The sequence below is a fragment of the Arthrobacter sp. E1SS-5 genome, from assembly GCF_057073715.1.
Genome location: NZ_CP172703.1, coordinates 388,862 through 409,934 on the forward strand (window position 1 = coordinate 388,862; position 21,073 = coordinate 409,934).

The 21,073-nt window shown below is 65.7% G+C and carries 16 protein-coding genes and 3 riboswitches; of the genes, 8 read left to right on the forward strand and 8 right to left on the reverse strand.

Annotation, left to right across the window (positions count from 1 at the left end):
* Positions 1-224 precede the first annotated feature (224 nt).
* On the reverse strand, positions 225-482 hold the full coding sequence (locus tag ACIGJD_RS01925; protein ID WP_141158415.1) for a DUF6458 family protein: 258 nt from the start codon (positions 480-482) through the stop codon (positions 225-227).
* A 172-nt stretch (positions 483-654) separates the two neighbouring features.
* Between ACIGJD_RS01925 and ACIGJD_RS01930 the strand changes: the two genes are divergently transcribed.
* The 3 genes from ACIGJD_RS01930 (at position 655) to ACIGJD_RS01940 (ending at position 4,696) form a co-directional block, all read left to right on the forward strand.
* Complete coding sequence (locus tag ACIGJD_RS01930; RefSeq protein WP_483688059.1) at positions 655-1,272, forward strand: alpha/beta hydrolase; 618 nt, start codon at positions 655-657, stop codon at positions 1,270-1,272.
* A gap of 200 nt (positions 1,273-1,472) precedes the next feature.
* The gene (locus tag ACIGJD_RS01935) at positions 1,473-2,210 is read left to right on the forward strand and encodes an HAD family hydrolase (protein WP_483688060.1); all 738 of its coding nucleotides are present in this window, start codon (positions 1,473-1,475) and stop codon (positions 2,208-2,210) included.
* A gap of 140 nt (positions 2,211-2,350) precedes the next feature.
* Positions 2,351-4,696, forward strand: coding sequence for a glycoside hydrolase family 65 protein (locus ACIGJD_RS01940; RefSeq protein ID WP_483688061.1), 2,346 nt, complete (start codon positions 2,351-2,353; stop codon positions 4,694-4,696).
* A gap of 10 nt (positions 4,697-4,706) precedes the next feature.
* Here the strand turns inward: ACIGJD_RS01940 and lipA are convergent, their stop codons facing one another.
* The 6 genes from lipA to gcvP all read right to left on the reverse strand — a co-directional run bounded on the left by lipA (position 4,707) and on the right by gcvP (position 13,181).
* Entirely contained in the window at positions 4,707-5,720 is a 1,014-nt protein-coding gene (lipA, locus tag ACIGJD_RS01945) for a lipoyl synthase (RefSeq protein ID WP_483688062.1), read from the reverse strand.
* A 58-nt stretch (positions 5,721-5,778) separates the two neighbouring features.
* Complete coding sequence (locus tag ACIGJD_RS01950) at positions 5,779-7,239, reverse strand: L-serine ammonia-lyase (protein ID WP_483688063.1); 1,461 nt, start codon at positions 7,237-7,239, stop codon at positions 5,779-5,781.
* Positions 7,240-7,334: 95 nt separating this feature from the next.
* The gene (glyA, locus tag ACIGJD_RS01955) at positions 7,335-8,645 is read right to left on the reverse strand and encodes a serine hydroxymethyltransferase (RefSeq protein WP_483688064.1); all 1,311 of its coding nucleotides are present in this window, start codon (positions 8,643-8,645) and stop codon (positions 7,335-7,337) included.
* Positions 8,642-9,025, reverse strand: a complete 384-nt coding sequence (gene gcvH, locus ACIGJD_RS01960; protein ID WP_483688065.1) for a glycine cleavage system protein GcvH — start codon at positions 9,023-9,025, stop codon at positions 8,642-8,644. Before gcvH ends, glyA begins: the two co-directional genes overlap by 4 nt.
* A gap of 161 nt (positions 9,026-9,186) precedes the next feature.
* Positions 9,187-10,308, reverse strand: coding sequence for a glycine cleavage system aminomethyltransferase GcvT (gene gcvT, locus ACIGJD_RS01965; protein ID WP_483688066.1), 1,122 nt, complete (start codon positions 10,306-10,308; stop codon positions 9,187-9,189).
* Between the two features lie 11 nt (positions 10,309-10,319).
* Positions 10,320-13,181, reverse strand: coding sequence for an aminomethyl-transferring glycine dehydrogenase (gene gcvP, locus ACIGJD_RS01970; RefSeq protein ID WP_483688067.1), 2,862 nt, complete (start codon positions 13,179-13,181; stop codon positions 10,320-10,322).
* Positions 13,182-13,340: 159 nt separating this feature from the next.
* Positions 13,341-13,442: riboswitch (glycine riboswitch) on the reverse strand.
* A 291-nt stretch (positions 13,443-13,733) separates the two neighbouring features.
* A riboswitch (glycine riboswitch) is annotated at positions 13,734-13,832 on the forward strand.
* Positions 13,833-13,927: riboswitch (glycine riboswitch) on the forward strand. It begins immediately after the preceding riboswitch.
* 51 nt (positions 13,928-13,978) lie between these two features.
* Between gcvP and cycA the strand changes: the two genes are divergently transcribed.
* The 3 genes from cycA (at position 13,979) to ACIGJD_RS01985 (ending at position 17,226) form a co-directional block, all read left to right on the forward strand.
* Complete coding sequence (gene cycA, locus ACIGJD_RS01975; RefSeq protein ID WP_483688068.1) at positions 13,979-15,508, forward strand: D-serine/D-alanine/glycine transporter; 1,530 nt, start codon at positions 13,979-13,981, stop codon at positions 15,506-15,508.
* A gap of 175 nt (positions 15,509-15,683) precedes the next feature.
* Positions 15,684-16,493 carry a hypothetical protein gene (locus ACIGJD_RS01980; protein ID WP_483689406.1) on the forward strand — a complete coding sequence of 270 codons (810 nt, stop codon included), beginning with the start codon at positions 15,684-15,686 and terminating at the stop codon, positions 16,491-16,493.
* The gene (locus ACIGJD_RS01985; protein ID WP_483688069.1) at positions 16,477-17,226 is read left to right on the forward strand and encodes a LamB/YcsF family protein; all 750 of its coding nucleotides are present in this window, start codon (positions 16,477-16,479) and stop codon (positions 17,224-17,226) included. Before ACIGJD_RS01980 ends, ACIGJD_RS01985 begins: the two co-directional genes overlap by 17 nt.
* A gap of 131 nt (positions 17,227-17,357) precedes the next feature.
* On the opposite strand, the gene ACIGJD_RS01990 is transcribed toward ACIGJD_RS01985, so the two are convergent.
* A complete protein-coding gene (locus ACIGJD_RS01990; RefSeq protein WP_483688070.1) occupies positions 17,358-18,719 on the reverse strand; it encodes a DUF445 domain-containing protein in 1,362 nt (453 codons plus the stop codon).
* A gap of 49 nt (positions 18,720-18,768) precedes the next feature.
* On the opposite strand from ACIGJD_RS01990, the gene ACIGJD_RS01995 reads away from it, so the two are divergent.
* Together ACIGJD_RS01995 and ACIGJD_RS02000 are read left to right on the forward strand one after the other, a co-directional pair.
* A complete protein-coding gene (locus ACIGJD_RS01995) occupies positions 18,769-19,668 on the forward strand; it encodes a glycerophosphodiester phosphodiesterase (RefSeq protein WP_483688071.1) in 900 nt (299 codons plus the stop codon).
* A gap of 8 nt (positions 19,669-19,676) precedes the next feature.
* Positions 19,677-21,026, forward strand: a complete 1,350-nt coding sequence (locus tag ACIGJD_RS02000; protein ID WP_483688072.1) for a CoA transferase — start codon at positions 19,677-19,679, stop codon at positions 21,024-21,026.
* Positions 21,027-21,073: the final 47 nt, after the last annotated feature.

Here is a 21,073-nt window from a genome sequence, read left to right on the forward strand (position 1 = left end):
GCTTCTGTTGGTTTGTCAATGGAAACCAACATGAAACAAGATCCGGATCTGTGAAGGGTCGGAGTTGTTGGCTCCGAAGGCGGGCTTGGGCGGGGTGTAAGCCTGTGGACCCGGACAAAATTGGATGGGGCGGGACACGAAAAAGCCGGGCTAGGCGATTTTGCCCAGCCCGGCTCTTCGGGTTCTTTTGGTTCGCGGCGCCCTGTCCCCGGTCCCGCCGGTGGTTAGATTCCGCCGTCGCGGCTTTCGTGGCGGGTGATGCGCTCGCCGGTGTTGGGATCGATCACGGAACGGGACTCGCTGACGCGTCGGCTGCGGCCGGGGGAGGCGAGGATGAGGGAAGCGATCAGTCCGATCACGCCCACGGCCATCAGGATGTAGCCCACCAGTTGCTGGTCCACGAACGGAATCAGGCCGGGAGCCACTGCCCAGGCAAGGATGGCGCCGAGGGCGATAAGGAAGATTGACGAGCCGATTCTCATGACTTGCTCCTTTAACCGCGTCCTGCGCGGCACTGGTAGGGCGTTACGGAAGGGTGGTGCGTCACTGCCAAAAGCTAAGCCTGCTGTCTGTCAAGCGTCACGCTACCTCCCGGTGATTCGGGATTCAATGACCCCGGCCGTGCGGACGGACATGTCTCGTTAGGCTGTTCCGGTGGAAACAGTTGTGTGGTCCAAACCGGAAGGCCGGCGAGCCGGCACTCCGTTGCTGGTGATGATGCATGGTTACGGCACGGACGAGTCCCGGATGGTGCGCCTGTTCGAGTACCTTCCCCAGGAGTTCACCTTTGCCGCCCTGCGCGCCCCGATGCCGATTGGCGACCACTGGGGCTGGTTCCTGCTGGACTACTTCCTGGCGAACGACTTCGCCGACGTCATTTCCGCAGCCAACTCCGTCCGCGCATGGATCAGTTCCGTCAGGGACCAGCACAGCAGCGTCACCCTCATGGGCTATTCCCAGGGGATGGCCATGGCCAGCACGCTCCTGCGGCTGCACCCGGAGGACTACAAGGCCGTTGTGGGGTTGTCCGGCTTCGTCCTCAAGAACGAGCTCCTCTCGGTCATGGATTCCTTCGAGGCCAAGCCGCCCTTCTTCTGGGGGCGGGACAAGGCCGATCTGGTCATCAACGAGGACGCCATCGCCTACACCGCCGAATGGCTGGAACAGAACACGTTGTTGACCCCGCGGACTTACCCGGGCATGGGGCACGCGATGTCCAAAACGGAGATGGTGGACGTCAGCGCTTTCCTCCGCCATTACGTCCTGCGCTGACTGATTATCCGCTGCAGCGGAGGGTAAGAAAAAACAGTTGCCAGCGAAATTTGCAAGCGCTTACACTCGTCTACGGCCATGATCGGTCCTGCAGTGGGCGGACAAGGGAGTGATGCTGCGCGCACGCCGCGCGGCAGAACCTCCTTTCGGCTGCCCGGCGGGGCCGGCTGTCCACAAACCGAGAGGACACCGCACCGCCGATGACACAAGAAACTGCAGCTGATACCGCCGCCTGGACCGGCGCCAAAGCAATCCTGTTCGACCTGGACGGAGTGCTGACGCCCACCGCCAGCGTGCATGAGCGGGCCTGGCAGGAACTGTTCGATGGCTACCTTGCCTCACAGCCAGGTGTTCCCGGCTACCGGGAAAGCGACTACTTCGACCACATCGACGGCAAGCCGCGCTTTGACGGGGTACGCGACTTCCTGGCCTCACGCGGGATCACCCTGCCGGAGGGCCCGCTGGATGACGATCCCTCCCACGACACCGTCCATGGCCTGGGCAACCGGAAGAATGCGGTCTTCAATGACATCGTGAGCGCCGGCGTCGAACCCTTCCAGGGCTCTGTCCGCTTCCTCCAAGCCGCGCTGGACCGCGGACTCAAGGTCGCTGTCGTCTCTTCCTCCCGCAATGCCCCCGCGGTCCTGAAGGCCGCCGGCCTCAGCCGGCACTTCGCCGTCGTGGTGGACGGGGTGGTGGCCGCGGAGCAGGGCCTGCCCGGCAAGCCAAACCCGGCCACGTACGAATACGCCGCCAAGCTGCTGGACCTGTCCAGCTCCGAGTGCGTGGTGGTCGAAGATGCGGTGTCCGGCGTGCAGGCAGGGCAGGCGGGATCATTCCATTCCGTCATCGGCGTGGACCGCGGCGCCGGGCGGCAGACGCTCCTGGACGCCGGCGCCACCCTGGTGGTCAACGACCTTCAGGAACTCATCCCCTAAACCCACTCCGTCCGGTGTTGCCTTCCCCGGGGCAACCCCGCTATTCCACACCCGGCAGCACCAATCCAGCCACAGCATTTCCCCCGAATACTCCGTGCCGGCCAGCCCGGCAGCACAGCAAGGCCAAAAGGACCCCGACCATGGCATTGATCACCGCGGACCGCGAACGGTTCCCCGACACCCCCTGGCAGCTCGTCGAAACCCGCTACGGGACCGACGCCGCCGGAACACTTGAGACACTGTTTGCGCTGGGTAACGGACATCTGGGCATCCGGGGCGCGCACTGGGCGTCGGCCGATGCCGAACTGCCGGGAAGCTTCATCAACGGGCTGCACGAGATCTGGGACATCAAGCACGCCGAGAACGCTTTTGGCTTCGCCCGGACCGGACAGCGCATCCTCTACATTCCGGACGCCAACAACTTCACCATCGTGGTGGACGGGGAGAGCCTCAGCCTGGCCGAGTCCGAGGTAGTGGACTACCGGAGGACTGTCGATTTCTGCACCGGAATCTACGAATGCCGCATCACCTGGCAATGCCGGTCCGGCGCCACGGTGACCACCACGGAGCGGAGGGCCGTGGGCTTTGCGTCCCGTGGCGGCCTTGGCATTTCGTTGGAAGTTGCGACGAACCAGCAGGTTTCCCTGGACGTCACCTCATCCGTGATCAATCGCCAGGACCAGCCGGTGGAAGACCACTCCGTGCACGATCCCCGCCGCGCCGGCCGCCACGCGGGGCGCGTGCTGCTGCCCGTAAGGCTCGACGGCGGCGACGGTTCCCTGCGCCTGTCCTGGGAAGCGGCGGAGTCCAAGCAGCGGGTGGGCATTGCAGTGGACCACTGGACCTCGCCCGGCTACCAGCCGTTCGAGACGCTGGTTGACCAGGACGACAGCAGCGTCCGGTACGTCCTTGCGGTGGACGCTGATGAGCCGTTCCGGCTGGAGAAAAGCGTCAGCTACGCCGCCGGCCGCACCATCCAGGACCCGGACATCGACGCAGCCGCGGTGGCGGAAGAGGCGTTGCGGCCGGTAAACGACATCTTTGCCGAGAGCGAGGAACACTTCCGCGGCTACTGGGCCACCTCCGACATCGTGGTGGAAGGCGGCCGGCCCGGGCTGCAGCAGGCCATCCGGTGGAACCTGTTCCAGTTGGCCCAGGCCACCGCGCGTGCGGATGTTGCCGGCATTCCCGCCAAAGGCGTGACCGGGTCCGGCTACGAGGGCCACTACTTCTGGGACCAGGAGGTGTACCTGCTGCCGTACCTTACCTACACCAATCCCGACGGCGCCCGGCAGGTCCTGGAATTCCGGCACAGCATGCTTCCCGAAGCCAGGATCCGGGCCAAGGAGCTAAGCGTGGACGGTGCCCTGTTCCCATGGCGCACCATCAATGGGCTCGAAGCCAGCGCCTACTACGCTGCCGGAACCGCCCAGTTCCATATCGCGGCAGCCATCGCCTTCGCCACCAACAGGTACCTCTGGGCCACCGGTGACACCGCATTCCGGGACGGAATGGGCGCTGAGCTGCTGATCGAGACCGCCCGGATGTGGATCTCCCTCGGCTTCTTCGGGAAGGACGGGCTCTTCCATATCCACGGCGTCACCGGTCCGGACGAGTACACGGCAGTGGTGAACGACAATCTGTATACGAACGTCATGGCCCGCTTCAACCTTCGCGCGGCCGCTGCCCTTGAGCACGCCGGCATCACGCTGGAGGAGCGCCAGCTGTGGGAGGCTGCTGCCAGCAGAATGAACCTGCCGTTCGACGAACGCATGCAGGTCCACTCGCAGGACAACGACTTCATGACCCTGGAGGCCTGGGACTGGACCACTCCCCGGTCCAAGTACCCGTTGCTGCTGCACTTCCACCCCCTGGTGATTTACCGCCACCAGGTGCTGAAGCAGGCGGACACTGTCCTGGCCATGTTCCTGCAGTGGCAGGACTTCACTGCCCAGGAAAAGCAGCGCGCCTTCGACTTCTACGATCCCCTCACCACCGGCGACTCCACACTGTCCGCCTGCGTGCAGGGGATCATGGCGGCGGAGGTGGGCTACTCGAAGGAAGCGCTGGAGCACTTCACCAACGCCGCTTTCATCGACCTGGACGACACCCACGGCAACACCATCGACGGCGTCCACATCGCCTCCACCGGGGGAGTGTGGAGTTCGCTCGTTTGCGGGTTCGCCGGCATGCGGGACCAGGGCCCGGTGCCGTACTTCGATCCGCGGCTGCCCGCCGAGTGGGAGGGACTGGCCTTCCACCTGAAGATCCGCGGCCGCCTGCTGCTGGTCCGGCTCGCCGCCGGCTCCATCACCCTCACGGTGCAGGAGGGTGCGCCGCTGGAGGTGGATGTCCGCGGCCAGCTCCTCACGGTGGGGGCAGGGCCCGTGCAGGTCCCGCTTGAACCTGTCGTGGAGCCGGAGCCCACGGTCTTCCCCAGCGGACTGCCGACGGCGAGCATCCCGGTGGTGCGCGGGAACAGCTGACGTTGCGCTACTAGCCTGCCAGGAGGGTGGCGGCTTCCTGGCGGGTGGTGCCGGAGTCCTGGATGCCGTCGGCGATGTGGGCGAGTTCGGCGGGGATGTCGCGGCCTTTTTTGCGCATGGCGGCGGCCCAGAGGCGGCCGGCGCGGTAGGAGGAGCGGACCAGGGGGCCGGACATGACGCCGAGGAAGCCGATTTCTTCGGCTTCGTGCTGGAGGTCGACGAATTCCTGGGGTTTGACCCAGCGGTCCACGGGCAGGTGCCGCTCACTGGGGCGGAGGTATTGGGTGATGGTGATCAGGTCGCAGCCGGCCTGGTGGAGGTCGCGGAGGGCTTCGGAGATTTCTTCGCGGGTTTCGCCCATGCCCAGGATGAGGTTGGATTTGGTGACCATGCCGTGGTTGTGGCCCTGGGTGATGACGTCCAGGGAGCGTTCGTAGCGGAATGCGGGGCGGATCCTTTTGAAGATCCGGGGGACTGTTTCGACGTTGTGGGCGAAGACTTCGGGGTTGGAGTCGCAGATCTCTTTGATGTGGTCGGGGTTGCCGGAGAAGTCGGGGATGAGCAGTTCGACGCCGGTGCCGGGGTTCAGTTCGTGGATCTTGCGGACGGTTTCGGCGTAGAGCCAGACGCCTTCGTCTTCGAGGTCGTCGCGGGCGACGCCGGTGACGGTGGCGTACCGGAGCTGCATGGATTGGACGGAGCGGGCTACCTTGGTGGGTTCGAACCGGTCCAGGGGTGAGGGTTTGCCGGTGTCGATCTGGCAGAAGTCGCAGCGGCGGGTGCATTCGGAGCCACCGATGAGGAAGGTGGCTTCCTTGTCTTCCCAGCATTCGAAGATGTTGGGGCAGCCGGCTTCCTCGCAGACGGTGTGCAGGCCTTCTTTTTTCACCAGGTTCTTCAGGCCGACGAACTCCGGCCCCATCTGGACCTTGGCCTTGATCCATTCCGGCTTGCGTTCCACCGGAACTGCAGCGTTGCGCTGCTCGATCCGCAGCATCTTCCGGCCTTCAGGTGCCAGGGTCATGGTCTTGTTTCCTTTGTTTGGTGGTTTTGCCGTTGGTTGAACGTGTCGGGAACCGGTGTCAGCATTCGACGACGTTGACGGCGAGGCCGCCCATGGCGGTTTCTTTGTATTTGTCGCTCATGTCTTTGCCGGTTTCGCGCATGGTGATGATGACTTCGTCGAGGGAGACCCGGTGGGTGCCGTCGCCCCAGAGCGCCATTTTCGCGGCGTTGATCGCCTTCGCGGCGGCGATCGCGTTCCGTTCGATGCAGGGGACCTGGACCAGGCCGCCGATCGGGTCGCAGGTCAGGCCCAGGTTGTGTTCCATCGCGATCTCGGCCGCGTTTTCCACCTGGGCGGGGGTGCCGCCCATGACCTCGGCCAGGCCAGCTGCGGCCATCGACGACGCGGACCCCACCTCGCCCTGGCAGCCCACCTCGGCCCCGGAGATCGACGCCTGTTCCTTGTACAGCACCCCGACCGCGCCGGCGGCCAGCAGGAACCGCACCACCACCCCGTTCCGGTCCTGTTGCGTGGCCTGGTCCATGCCGGGGGCGAAGTGCAGGGCGTAGTACAGCACCGCCGGGATGATCCCGGCCGCCCCGTTCGTGGGCGCGGTGACCACCCGGCCGCCGGAAGCGTTCTCCTCGTTCACCGCCAGCGCCACCAAGTTAACCCACTCCTGCCAATACCGGGGATCGTGCGGGCCCGCGTCCCACGCCGCGCCCCGGTCCTCCTCCAGGGCACCGGCGCATTCCTTCCGCAGCCGGTCGAACCAGTCCGGGGCGCGGCGGCGGACCTTCAACCCGCCCGGCAGCACCCCTTCGCGCTTCAACGAGGTGGCCACACAGTTTTCCATCACGGACCAGATGTGCAACAGGCCCTCCCGGATCTCCCCCTCATCCCGGGAAGCCTTCTCGTTCAGGAGCATCACGTCCGCGATGCCCAGCCCGGTCACCGCGCAGTGCTCCAGCAGCTCCGCCGCGGTCCGGAACGGCAACGGCAACTCTTCCTTGGACGCGTCCAGTTCCTGCTGCGCGGCGTCCTCCTCACCCTCCCGAACGATGAACCCGCCACCGACCGAGAAGAACGTCGCCGCATGCAGCACCTCCCCCTCGGCGCCGGAGACGGTGAACGTCATCCCGTTCGTGTGCCGCGGCAGCACCGTCAACGGGCGCAGCACCATATCCTCAACCCCATACGGCAACGCCACACCACCACCGGAACCCTCCACCACGGCAGCCAGGTGCAGGGTCCGCGTCTCCGCGATCGAGGCCAACCGCTCCTCCACCTCCACCGGCAGGATCAACTCCGGATGAAACCCCTCCAACCCCAACAAAATCGCGGTCATCGTCCCATGCCCATGCCCCGTCGCCGCCAGAGACCCATACAAATCCACCCGCAACGACGAAACAGAACCCAGCACCCCGGACCCCACCAACTCCTCCGCAAACACAGCAGCAGCCCGCATCGGCCCCACAGTATGAGAAGAAGAAGGACCAATACCGATCGAAAAAAGGTCGAAGACACCAACGGCCATGCGAGAGGCTCCTAGGGGTAGTTGTTGCCGAGATGGCAGTTCACGCAGGTCGAACTACTGCCGTCAACTGCCATCTCGATGTGCCGTGATTGGGTTTAAAGCCCCGGGTAAAGCGGGTGGGCCTTTGCCAATTCCTCGACGCGGTGACGCAGGCTGGAAAGGTCGGCATCGGCGTCGGCAACTAACGCCTCGGCGATGATGTCTGCAACTTGGCGGAACGCGTCCTCGCCGAAGCCACGGGTGGCCAAGGCGGGGGTGCCGATGCGCAGGCCGGAAGTGACCATGGGCGGGCGGGGGTCGAAGGGGACGGCATTGCGGTTGACGGTGATGTCGATTGCCGCCAGCCGGTCTTCGGCCTGTTGCCCGTCGAGCTCGCAGTTGCGCAGGTCCACCAGGACCAGGTGCACGTCCGTGCCGCCGGACACCACGGAGATGCCTTTGGCGGTGACATCGGGCTGGACCAGGCGCTCGGCCAGGATACGGGCACCGGCGAGGACCCGCTCCTGCCGCTCCTTGAACTCCTCGGACGCGGCAATCTTGAAGGCCACGGCCTTGCCGGCGATCACGTGCTCCAGCGGCCCGCCCTGCTGCCCCGGGAACACGGCGGAGTTGATCTTCTTGGCAACGTCGGGGTCGTTGGAGAGGATGATGCCGCCGCGGGGACCAGCAAGGGTCTTGTGCGTGGTGGAGGTGGTGACGTGGGCATGCGGGACCGGTGACGGGTGCAGGCCTGCGGCAACCAGCCCGGCGAAGTGCGCCATGTCCACCATCAGGTAGGCGCCAACGGAGTCGGCGATCCTGCGGAACTCCGCGAAATCCAGCTGCCTTGCGTAGGCTGACCAACCAGCCACGATCAGCTGCGGCTTGTGCTCCTGCGCCAGCCGCTCCACCTCAGCCATGTCGATGGTGTGGGTATCCTCGCGGACCTGGTACGGCACCACGTTGTACAGCTTGCCCGAGAAGTTGATCCGCATGCCGTGGGTCAGGTGTCCGCCGTGGGCCAGGTTCAGGCCCATGATGGTGTCGCCCGGCTTGATCAGCGCGTGCATCACCGAGGCGTTCGCCTGCGCGCCGGAGTGCGGCTGGACGTTGGCGTACTCCGCACCGAAGAGGGCTTTCACACGGTCGATCGCCAACTGCTCGATCACGTCAACATGCTCGCAGCCGCCGTAGTAGCGCTTGCCCGGGTAGCCCTCGGCGTACTTATTGGTCAGCACCGAACCCTGTGCCTGCATCACGGCGGCGGCCGTGTGGTTCTCCGAGGCGATCATTTCCAGTCCGTCGCGCTGGCGGCCCAGTTCGTCGTCGATCTTGGCGGCGATCTCGGGGTCCAGTGCCGACAGGTCGGCGTTCAGGCTGGGGGAGACCACCTGCTCGAAAGCGGTGACTTCCGCGGGGGCGCTCACAGTTCGCCGCCGTTTGCTGCGGCGTATTCCTCGGCCGACATCAGCGGACCTTCCTCGGTGACGGACACCTTGAAAAGCCAGCCGGCGCCGTAGGGGTCGCTGTTGATCAGGGCGGGGTCGGAAACCACGCCGTCGTTGATCTCGGTGACCTCACCGGTGACGGGCGCGTACAGGTCGGACACGGACTTGGTGGATTCCACCTCGCCGCATGTTTCGCCGGCGGTAACCGTAGAACCGACCTCCGGCAGGTCCACATACACGATGTCACCCAGGGCATCGGCGGCCACAGCGGAAATCCCAATCCCCGCCGGCCCGGTCCCGTCAGCAGCAACCCATTCGTGTTCTGCGGAGTACTTCAGTTCAGCTACAACTTTGCTCATAATTTTTCCTATTGTTCGTGTGTGAAAAGTGAGAGAGCGTCCGCACTAAACCCGCCAAAAGTGAGCGGGCGTCGGACAAATACCGGCCAAAAGTGAGCGGGCGTCTACGCGACCGAGCATGCAGAGGAGGGCGGCCCGTTGGGCCAACCAGCCGCGCCGGCCTACTTTTGGCGACGGTAGAACGGCAGGGCTACTACTTCGAAGCGTTCGGGCTTGCCGCGGAGGTCTACGTCCAGGACGGTGCCGGGTTCAGCGAATTCGACGTCGACATAGGCCATGGCGATGGGGTAGCCGAGGGTGGGCGACGGCTGGCCGGAGGTCACCTCGCCTACGAGGGTCCCATCCTTGAGGACAGGGTAGTGGCCGCGGGCGGCGCGGCGTCCGGCACCCTTGAGGCCCACGAGCTTCTGTCCGATGGTGGCTCCGACGCCGGCAGCCTTGATGGCGGCAAGGGCTTCCTTGCCCACGAAGTCGCTTTCCTTGGCCAGGGACACCACGGGGCCCAGCCCGGCGGCGTAGGCGTTCACGTGGCGGGAAAGTTCGTTGCCGTAGAGCGGCATGCCGGCTTCGAGCCGGAGCGAATCACGGGCGGCCAGGCCGGCGGGTACCAGGCCATGGCCTTCACCGGCTTCCAGCAGTGCTTCCCACAGCGCGGGCGCGTCCAGGTTGGGAACGTAAATTTCGAACCCGTCCTCGCCGGTGTATCCCGTCCTGGCGAGCAGCAGCATTTGGCCGCCAATCTTCACCTCGACTGCAGCGTAGTACTTCAGCTCCGTCACCAGCGCGTGCTGTTCCGCGGGAACCAGCGTCAGCAATATGGCTTCCGCCGCGGGTCCCTGGACAGCAATCAGCGAGGTTTCGGCGGACGCATCCTCGACTGTCACATCGAAGTTGGCGGCGCGTTCGGCGAGTGCCCGGGCCACCACTGTGGCGTTGCCCGCATTCGGCACTACGAGGAACTTGTCGTCCGCCCTGCGGTAGGAAATGAGGTCGTCAATGATGCCGCCGTCGGTGTCGCAGATCAGCGAGTACTTGGCTTTTCCGATGGCGACCGCGGACAGCTTGCCGGCAAGGGCGTAGTCCAGGAACGCGGCAGCGTCCGGGCCGGTCACCCAGACCTCGCCCATGTGGGAGAGGTCGAACAGGCCGGCAGTCTTCCGCACGGCGTGGTGTTCGGCGAGCTCGGAGTTGTACTTCAGCGGCATCTGCCAGCCACCGAAGTCCGTGAAGGAGGCCCCGGCTTTCTTGTGCTGCTCGTGAAGAGCGGTGTAGTTCTCAGTCATTGGGTGAGTCCTTAGTTTTCGAAGTCTTCAAGGGGCGGGCAGGAGCAGATCAGGTTGCGGTCGCCGGCGGCGCCGTCGATGCGTCCCACCGGGGGGAAGTACTTGTTTTGCCGCAGCGAGGGCACGGGGAAGGCGGCCTGTTCGCGGGGGTAGGCGCGGTCCCAGTCGGAGCTGACGACGGCGGCAGCGGTGTGGGGTGCGTTGCGCACCGGAGATGCCTCCAGGGAGAAGTCCCCGGCAGCTACCTGCTCAATCTCGGCGTGGATGGTGATCATGGCGTCGATGAAGCGGTCGATCTCGGCGAGGTCCTCGGATTCGGTGGGCTCCACCATCAGGGTCCCGGCGACGGGGAACGCCAGGGTAGGGGCGTGGAAGCCGAAGTCGATCAGCCGCTTGGCCACGTCCTCGGCGGTCACACCGGTCCGGGCGGTGAGTTCACGCAGGTCCAGGATGCACTCGTGCGCCACCAGGCCGCTTTCACCGGTGAAGAGGACCGGGTAGAACTCGTTCAGCCGGGAGGCAACGTAGTTGGCAGCCAGCAGCGCGGACTTGGTGGCCTCGGTCAGGCCCTCCCCGCCCATCAGCTTCACGTACGCCCAGGAGATCGGCAGCACCCCGGCGGAACCGAACCGCGAGGCTGAGATGGCAACGCCGTGCCCCTCCACTGCGCCCCCGGAAGAAGCGTTATTGGCGTCCCCGGGCATGAACGGTGCCAGATGTGCCTTGGCCGCAACGGGGCCGACGCCCGGTCCGCCGCCGCCGTGCGGGATGCAGAAGGTCTTGTGCAGGTTCAGGTGGGACACGTCGCCGCCGAACTTGCCCGGTTGCGCCAGCCCAACGAGTGCGTTCAGGTTGGCCCCGTCCACGTACACCTGACCCCCGGCGGCGTGCACTGCATCGCAGACCTCGCGGACGTCCCCGTCGTAGACACCGTGGGTGGAGGGGTAGGTGATCATGATGCAGGACAGGACGTCCTTGTTCGCTTCGATCTTGGCGTAGAGGTCGTCATGGTCGATGGTGCCATCGGAGGCGGAGGCCACGACAACCACCTTCATCCCGGCGAGAACGGCGGAGGCGGCATTTGTGCCGTGCGCCGACGCCGGAATCAGGCACACGTTGCGCTGCTGCTCACCGCGGGAGTGGTGGTAGCCGCGGATCGCCAGCAGGCCCGCGAGCTCGCCCTGGGATCCGGCGTTGGGCTGGATGGACACCTGGTCATAGCCGGTGATCTCTGCCAGGTCGGTTTCCAGCCCGGCAATGAGTTCGCGCCAGCCCTCGGTCTGGGAGTCCGGCGCGAACGGGTGGATGGAGGCGAACTCCGGCCACGAGATCGCTTCCATTTCAACGGTGGCGTTCAGCTTCATGGTGCAGGAACCCAGCGGGATCATGGTGCGGTCCAGCGCCAGGTCCCGGTCCGAGAGCTTCCGGATGTAGCGCAGCAGCTGCGTCTCGGACCGGTGGGTATTGAAGACCGGGTGCTGCAGGTAGCCGGATGTGCGCAGTACAGTTCCCGGCAGTTCGAAGCCCTTGCCGTCCCCCACCGGGCCGGCACCAAAGGCGACGGCGACGGCGGAAAGCGTTGCCGCCGTCGTCGTCTCATCAATGGAGACGCCCACCGTGTCCTGGTCGATGAAGCGCAGGTTGATACCGCGTGCTTCGGCGGCGTTGATGACCTTGGCGGCCTTACCCGGGACGTGAACGGTGAGGGTGTCGAAGAAGGAGTCGCTGACCAGTTCACGGCCCATGGAAGTGAGGGTGGTGGCCAGGACGCGGGCCTTGTGGTGGACGCCTTCGGCGATGGCCTTCAGACCGTCCGGGCCGTGGTACACGGCGTACATTGAGGCAACGATGGCCAGCAGCGCCTGCGCCGTGCAGATGTTGGAGGTGGCCTTCTCGCGGCGGATGTGCTGCTCGCGGGTCTGCAAAGCCAATCGGTAGGCGGGGACTCCGGCGTCGTCCTTGGACACGCCCACCAGTCGGCCGGGGAGCGAGCGTTCCATCCCCTTGCGGACGGCCATGTAGGCGGCGTGCGGTCCGCCGAAGAACAGCGGCACGCCGAATCGCTGGGTGGAGCCGACGGCAATGTCTGCGCCCTGCTCACCCGGAGGGATGATCAGCGTGAGGGCCAGGAGGTCCGCGGCGACGGTCACGAGCGCACCGCGCTCCTTGGCTGCGCTGATGACCCCGGACTGGTCCCACACCCGGCCGGAAACCCCGGGCTGCTGCAGGACGATGCCGTTAATGGCACCTTCCGGCAGGCCCGTGGAGAGATCAGCCACTTCGACGTCGAAGCCTAGCGCCTCAGCGCGGCCCTTCACGATGGCGATGGTCTGGGGAAGGCAGTCGGCGTCCAGGACGGTCCTGCCGTCCCTGGCGTCTTTGTTCTTATTGGCACGCCGCATCAGGAGCACGGCCTCGGCCACCGCGGTGGCCTCGTCAAGCAGCGAGGCGTTGGCCACGGGGAGTGCCGTGAGGTCCTGGACCATGGTCTGAAAGTTCAGCAGGGCTTCGAGCCGGCCCTGGGAAATTTCGGGCTGGTAGGGCGTGTAGGCCGTGTACCAGGCCGGGGACTCAAGGATGTTGCGGCGAATGACCGGCGGAGTGACGGTGTCGAAGTACCCCTGACCGATCAGCTGGACAGCGGTCTTGTTTTTGCCGGCAATGCGGCGCAGTTCGGCGAGGACTTCCACTTCGCTGAGGGCGTCGGAGAGCTTGAGGGCTGTTTCCTGCCGGATGGAGGCCGGAACGGCAACGTCCACCAGGCCGTCCACGCTGTCGTAGCCCACGGCCTTGAGCATGGTGTCGACGTCGGCCTGGCGGCGCGCGCCGATGTGGCGGTCAACAAACGATGTTGGAAGGGATTGAATCGTCATGAGGAACTCCAGTTCTGGCCGGCCGAAGGTGGCACGGCGTGGGATGGGTTCCTCCCCGCTCTGTATTGGACCTGAGAGATTCCGCGTTGCCTGCTCTTGGCAGGGGCCGCTTGCACCGTCGGTGAACCAGGCAAGAGCCCGGTTGCTTTCCAGAGTCGCCTCGCCATGACGGTACGGGGGCCTGAGAGATTCCTGGGGAGGATTTGCTCCTACGGCGCCTGCCCGGTGTTTTCGCCGGGAGGACTCTCCCGTCACAGCTCGAAAGGCTTATTCAAATGTGGGTGATTCGGCTCACAAGGTATCGGGATAAGCGGCCGGTGGCAAATCGCGGGACTCTGAACGGCCCGAAAGATCCCAAGATGACGGGGCCTTGCTCCGCTTGCGGCAGGCAGGGTTTGACATTGCATCGTGACGGACACCACACTGATCCCCGGGATCGGCGCTGCCGGCGGCTGGCTCAGCGTAACCGGAGCGGCTCAACCGTGCGGCGCCTGTCCCATTGCATGACCGCCGTGGCCCCGACCGGCCGCGACGTCCAACTGAACATGCCTTCGACCTGCGGCGGGAGAGCCCTGCCGGGTAAATTTAGCAGGCGCCGTAGGAGCAAACCCTCCCCAGGAAACTCTCAGGCCCACGTACCGCCGCGGACAGGCAACTCTGGAAAGCAGCCAGGCATGCCCTGGCTCACCGACGGTGCAAGCGGCTTGGGCTGCGGAAACTCTCAGGTTCCCTACAGAGCGGGGAGGAACCAAATCTTTTGCGGTACCCAAAATGCCGCTTTATCGATGGAGTTCCTCATGGCGATTCATCCCCCCACGTCCAACGGCGAACCAGCGCGCAACGGCGCGCGCACGGCGGTCCGCAGCGAGCCTCCCCACCTGGAACGGCAGCTGACCAACCGCCATATCCAGCTCATTGCCATCGGCGGCGCGATCGGCACCGGCCTCTTCATGGGCTCCGGCAAGACCATTTCCGCGGCCGGGCCGTCCGTGATCTTCGTGTACATGATCATCGGATTCATGCTCTTCTTCGTCATGCGCGCCATGGGCGAACTGCTGCTGAGCAACCTCAACTACAAGTCCTTCAGCGACTTCGCCGCGGACCTCCTTGGGCCCTGGGCCGGCTTCTTCACCGGCTGGACATACTGGTTCTGCTGGGTGATCACCGGTATTGCGGACGTTATCGCCATTGCCGGCTACTCCAAGGAACTGTGGCCGGCGCTGCCGCTCTGGATCCCGGGCCTGGCCACCATAGGCATCCTGCTCGTGCTGAACCTCGCCACGGTCAGGGCCTTCGGCGAAACCGAGTTCTGGTTCGCCCTCATCAAGATCGTCGCCATCGCTGCGCTCATCATCGTGGGCCTTTTCATGATCTTCACCGGCTTCCAGTCCGACACGGGCACGGCCAGCTTCACCAACCTGTGGAGCCACGGCGGGTTCTTCCCCAACGAGTTCATGGGCTTCGTTGCCGGATTCCAGATTGCCGTGTTCGCCTTCGTCGGCATTGAACTGGTGGGCACCACCGCCGCCGAGGCCAAGAACCCGGAGAAGACCCTGCCCAAGGCCATCAATGCCATCCCGGTCCGCGTACTCCTGTTCTACGTGGGCGCGCTGGTCATCCTGATGGCCGTCACTCCGTGGACCCAGTTCGCCGCCGGCCACAGCCCCTTCATCGGCATGTTCTCCCTGGCCGGCCTCGGCGCTGCGGCCACCGTGGTCAACCTGGTGGTCCTCACCTCGGCCATGTCCTCCGCCAATTCCGGCATCTACTCCACGTCCCGCATGGTCTTCGGCCTCGCCCAGGAGGGCGACGCGCCGGGCATCTTCAGCCGCCTGTCCACGAGGAAGGTGCCCAGCAACGCACTGTTCCTGTCCTGCGTCCTGCTGCTCTCCGGCGTCGTCCTCATGTACGCCGGCCAGGACGTTGGCAAGGCCTTCGAAATGGTGACCACCGTGTCCGCCGTCTGCTTCATCTTCGTCTGGTCGATCATTCTGGCCAGCTACATCTCGTTCCGTCGCCGCCGCCCCCAGCTGCACGCGGCGTCGAACTTCAAGATGCCCGGCGGCATCCCCGCGGTCTGGGTGGTTTACGCGTTCTTCGCGTTCGTTCTTTGGGCGCTGACCACCCAGCCGGACACCCTCATCGCTTTGTTGGTGACGCCCATCTGGTTCGTCGTCCTTGGCGTGGCCTGGGCCGTCCTGCGGCGCCGGCCTGCACACCTTGCCCGCTTTGAGGTCTTCCGCGCCGAGCTCCGCAATGACGCGGAGGCTAACGGGCGAAGCACCGCCGGGGCGTCCGTAACAGAGGCGGAGCAGGCCAGGAAGTAACGGCCGACGGCGGGTTGCCGGGCAGGTGCGTTGGATCCAATGGTGGGTCCGGCCTGCCAAGGCAGCCCGCCCGCGGGTGCCGGGCGCGGAAGTTAAGCATGCTTAGTGTTTATCCACATAGGATGGAAAGAGCACGGCAGCCTCCCGCTGCAGGTCGATTTGAATGAAGGTGACCATGGCCCGGCGCAGCAATCCCGCACTTCGTATCGCACAGGAAACCGCCCACAGAACCATGTTCGACTCCGACGGCAAGCCCAAGCCCGGCGTCCACAACATGCTCCTGAAAGCGGTTCAGATCCAGCGGCCGTTGGTGGTTGGCTACATCCGGCGGCTCCAAAAGAAGCACCCCCGCGCAACGGCTGCCCAGTTGGCGGACATCGCCGAGCGCGACTACCTGCGTGCTGTCGCCGGTGGCGGCGCCGTGGTGGGCGCTACCGCCGTCGTACCCGGTGTTGGCACTGTGGCGTCGCTGGGACTGTCCGCCGCCGCCACCGTGGGCTTCCTGGAAGCAACGGCGCTGTACGCAACCTCGCTGGCCGAACTTCACGGCATCCGCCTCACCAACCCGGAGAAGGCCGGCACCATGGTCATGGCCATCATGCTCGGCGAGGAGGGTACGGCACTGCTGGGAACGCTGAGTGGCCAGGCCTCCGGCAGCGGCACCAGTGCCGCCAATAATTGGGGCAATGTCCTCTCCAAGTCGATGGTGGGGCCGGGCTTCGGCAGCGTACGGAAGCGTATCCAGCACGCCTTCCTCAAGAACCTGCTCAAGCGGCAGGGTACTGCCCTGTTCGGCAGGGCGCTCCCGTTTGGCATAGGGGCCGTTGTGGGTGGAGCCGGTAACCTCGTGATGGGCCGTGCGGTGGCCAAGAATGCCCGTGAGGCGTTCGGGCCGATGCCGGACACCATCCCCGGGGAGCTGACCGCAGCTCCCGGGCCGGACCACCTGACCCTGGAAGGCAACATACTTGGATCTCAACGCTGACGTAGGCCAATCATTCGGCTCCTGGACGGCAGGAGGCGACCCGGCCATGTTCCAGCTGATCACCAGTGCCAACGTGGCCTGCGGCCTGCACGCGGGCGACCCCGTCACCATGCTGGACAGCTGCCGCGCAGCGTACGAGCTCGATGTCACCGTCGGGGCGCACCTCGGCTACCGTGACCTGGCGGGCTATGGGCAGCGCGCGCTGGGCATGGGTTTCGACGAGCTGTTCGGCGACGTGCTGTACCAGTTGGGGGCGCTCGACGGCGTCGCGCATGCCGTGGGTGCCTCGGTGGACTATGTGAAAGCACACGGAGCGCTGTACGACGCACTGATTTCCGACGCCGAGCAGGCGTCCGCCGTGATTGCGGCTGTGAATGCCTATGACCCAGGGCTTCCCATCCTGGGTTTCCCGGGCTCCGAGCTGCTGAAGCAGGCCAAGGAAGCCGGGCACCCGGTCTTCATTGAGGCTTTCGCCGACCGCGCCTATCTTGCCGACGGCGGCCTGGTGCCGCTCTCCGAGGAGGACGCGTTCCTGCAGGATGTTGACGTGGTGGTTGAGCGCGCCGTCCGTCTTGCAACGCAAGGGGAAGTGGTGGCCGTGGACGGGACAGTGGTCAAGATCCGCCCGGACTCCTTGCGACTGCAGGGCGGCAGCCCGGGTGCCTTGGAGATAGCCGCCCGTGTTCGGGCGGGTCTTGAGGCTGCAGGCGTGGAACTGGAGGCCTTCGCCTAGAGCGCGCGGTGCTGGACTGGCCGTGCCGCCCGCCGCCGTCGTACGTTTTCGCCGCGCACTTTCCTTGCCGCACCCGAAATAACCAGCGCGGAAAGGAATATGCGCAGCGCCAGGGGTTAGCCGCCTCGAAATCACCCAAAGATCAGCTGCGCCACCGTGAAAATCGCCAGGCCGGCCAGGGACCCCACCACTGTGCCGTTGATGCGGATAAACTGCAGATCCTTGCCCACCTGGAGTTCGATCTTCTGCGAGGTCTCTTCGGCGTCCCAGCGGGCCACGGTGTCTGTGATGACGCCGGCGATGTCGGAACGGTAGGTCCGGACCAGGTAGCCTGCTGCGTCACCGATCCAGGCGTTGACCTTCCCTGCCAGTTCCGGATCGTCCACCAGCCGCGACCCGAAATCACGCACCGCTGCCTTGAACTTGATGGTGAGCTCGCTGTCCGGATCGTCCACGGCACCCAGCAGCGCGTTCTTCACGGTGCCCCAGGTCCGGGACGCCAGTTCGCGCACCTCGGGATCGCCCAGCACCTGGGCCTTGATGTCCTCCGCGCGGGCGATCATCGCGGGGTCATGCTGCAGGTCCTGTGCCAGGTCGTTGAGGTACTTGTCGATCGACTGCCGCACCTGGTGCCTGGGGTCCGCCTGGACGGCGCGCACGAACTTGAGGATCTCGAGGTAGACCTTGTCGCCCACCAGCCCGTCCACGAACTGCGGGACCCAGGTGGGGGAGCGGTCGGACACCAGCCGGGTCACGGTCTGGTGGTTGTCGTCCACCCAGTCAGCGGCACGGTCCACCAGCAGGTCCACCAGCGTGTGGTGGTGCCCGTCATGGAAGATCCGCTCCGCCAGCCTGCCCACCGGAGGTCCCCACGGCGGAGTGAGCAGGTGCTTGCGGACCATTCCCTCGATGACGGCCTGGACGTCGTCGTCGTTCAACACCTTGAAGGCGCCGCGGATCACTGCTGCACCCTCCTTGGCCACCCGGTCAGCACCGGCGGGTGCAGAAAGCCATTGACCGGCCCGGCGGGCAATGTTGACGCTCGCCAGTTTGTCCTGGACCACTTGTTCGGACAGGAAGTTGGTTTCCACGAATTCGCCCAGGGAGGCGCCGATCTGGTCCTTCCGCCGCGGAATGATGGCTGTGTGCGGAATCTTGATGCCCATGGGGTACTTGAACAGGGCCGTAACAGCGAACCAATCGGCCAGCGCACCTACCATGCCGCCTTCCGCGGCCGCGCGGACGTACTGCAGCCACGGATAGTCTTTTTGCAGCGCGAAGGCGAAGACAAAGATCAGTGCCATGGCAATGAGCAGGCTCAGCGCCAGCAGCTTCATCTTCCGCAGCGCTGCCGCCTTTTCGGCGTCGCCGGCACCAAGCTGGCTGCTTACGACGGCGCCTGCCGCCCTGGTGCCCGGCCTCACCGGCTGCGCTGCTTCGGCGGGTGCTTCCTGCGTGGTTGGCCCAGTAGTTGCCTCAGAGTTCACCTGCATGTGCCAAGCCTAGCCCCGAAGGCGGGGGCGGGTCGGCTACGGTGTGACCATGACAACTGACGAGTCCGTGCCGCAGCGGCCGCTGGTCTTTGCCCACCGCGGATCGAGCGGCACCTATGCCGAACACACCCGTGCCGCCTACCTGCAGGCCCTGGCTGACGGAGCCGACGGGGTGGAGTGCGACGTCCACCTGACCCGGGACCAGCATGTGGTCCTGCTGCACGACGCCAACCTGGACCGCACCTCGGACGGGACCGGGCCGGTGGCAGAACGGACGCTGGGGGAGCTGCGCCAACTGGATTTCTCGTCCTGGAAGGGAGCCCGCATCCCCGACACCTACGGCGCACGCTCGGAGCAGCTCCTCACCCTGCCGGAGCTGCTGGACATCCTCCGCGGAGCGGGCCGCCCCGTGAAACTTGCCATCGAGCTGAAGCATCCCAGCCCGTACCAGCTCAAACTGGAGGACCGGGTGCTCGAGGTGCTTCGCGCCGAGGGATGGGACCCGCAAAGCTCCACGGTGGACAACGTGGCCGTGACCTTCATGAGTTTCAGCCCGGATTCGGTTCGCCACCTGCTTCTTTCCGTTCCACCGCAGTACATCTGCCAGCTTGTGGACGACCTCACCATCCACGAGATCCGTGGCGGACTGGGGGTTGGGCCATTTACCGGCGGTGCCATCGCCAACCTGATGAAGGCTACGCAGCTGGAGGGCGAACGGATCCTGGATGACCGGGAAGTGGGCATGGCTGGCCCCGGCATCGACTACGTCCGGGAGCGCCCGGCCACCGTCCGCCGCTGGCTCGAATCGGGTCGGCGCTTCCGCGTGTGGACGGTGGACTCGCCGGAGGATGTGACCCTCTGCCAGGACTTGGGCATCCAGGAGATCACCACCAACGTTCCGGGTCGTGTCCTTGACCAGCTCCGGATGGCTTCGCCGCAGGGAAAGTAGGGCCTGGCGTGGATGCGGCGGTCACGTACTCCCCGCGCCGGTGGTGGGCCGGCCCGCTCGATGTCGAAGGCCTGGCACTGCATTCGGTGGAGGCCGCGGCGGCTGCCCTCAACCTGTATGCCGGTACCCCCGGCCGGTTCGGGACTACGTCTGCGCTCACCGCAGCAGCTTTCGACTCCTTTGGCCACTTGCGCATTGCCGGGCGGAAACCGAAAGGGTTCGCGCCTCTTTCGGGCTTCCACCGCACCAGCGACGGCTGGATCCGCCTCCACGCCAACTACCCCCACCATGAGCAGCGGCTGCTGCAGGCTCTGGGCGTCACCTCACCCGAGGAGGCGGAGCGGCGGCTCCGCTCCATGGCCGCGCTGGAAGCCGAGGCTGCCATCCAAAGCAATGCCGGGATCGCTGCTGCAGTCAGGACGCGCAGCGAATGGCTTGCCTCGGATATGGGCCGTGCGGCGGGGTCAGGAGCTTGGGTTGCCTTCGAGTTCGCGGACGGGACGACGGCCGGGATGGGGCTGCGGGATTTTGGGGAGGAAAGTTCAGGCGGAAACAGCGCCGGACGACGCAGTGGCCAGGCGGAGGCTCTGCCTTTGCAAGGCCTGCGGGTCCTGGACCTGACGCGGGTGATCGCGGGACCAGTGGCCACCCGCCTTCTCGCGGCCCTCGGAGCAGATGTCCTGCGGATCGATCCGCCTGCCTTCCCCGAAATTGAAGACCAGTTCGTGGACACGGCATTCGGAAAGCGCAGTGCCGAGGTAGATCTCAGTTTGCCGGATAACCAGCACCGGCTCCGGCAACTCCTGGCAGGCGCGGACGTGGTGGTTGCCGGCTACCGGCATGGGGCGTTGGACCGCTTTGGGCTCAACCCCCGGGAACTGCTGGGCTCGTACCCCGGGCTTGTGGTGGCCACCCTGGACAGCTGGGGGAGCGCCGGTCCATGGAGCGGGCTGCGCGGCTTTGACAGCATCGTCCAGGCAGCGTGCGGAATCGCGCACGTCTACGGCAAGGAAAACCACGACGGCGAATGGCGCCCGGGTGCCTTGCCCGTCCAGGCGCTGGACCACGCCACGGGCTACGGCGTCGCTGCCGCTGCCATCCACCTGTTGGGCCGACGCCGGGAGGCGGGGACCGGGGGCGCAGCGCACCTGTCCCTCGCCCGGACTGCGGAGGAGCTCTTCTCACTGGGCAGGAACACGGAACGTCCTTCAGAAGTGCCCGCCCCCGACTACGGGTCCACGGGCAGCGCATATGGCGAACTCCGCTATGTTGGGCCCCCGCTGACGGATGCCGGGCGGCCCTTGGACTACCCGTTCCCGCCACCGCCGTATGGGGCCTCACCGCTCGCCTGGGTGTGACAGGTGCGCAGTGCGACAGATGTCCTGGGTGACGGCTGCACGATGCC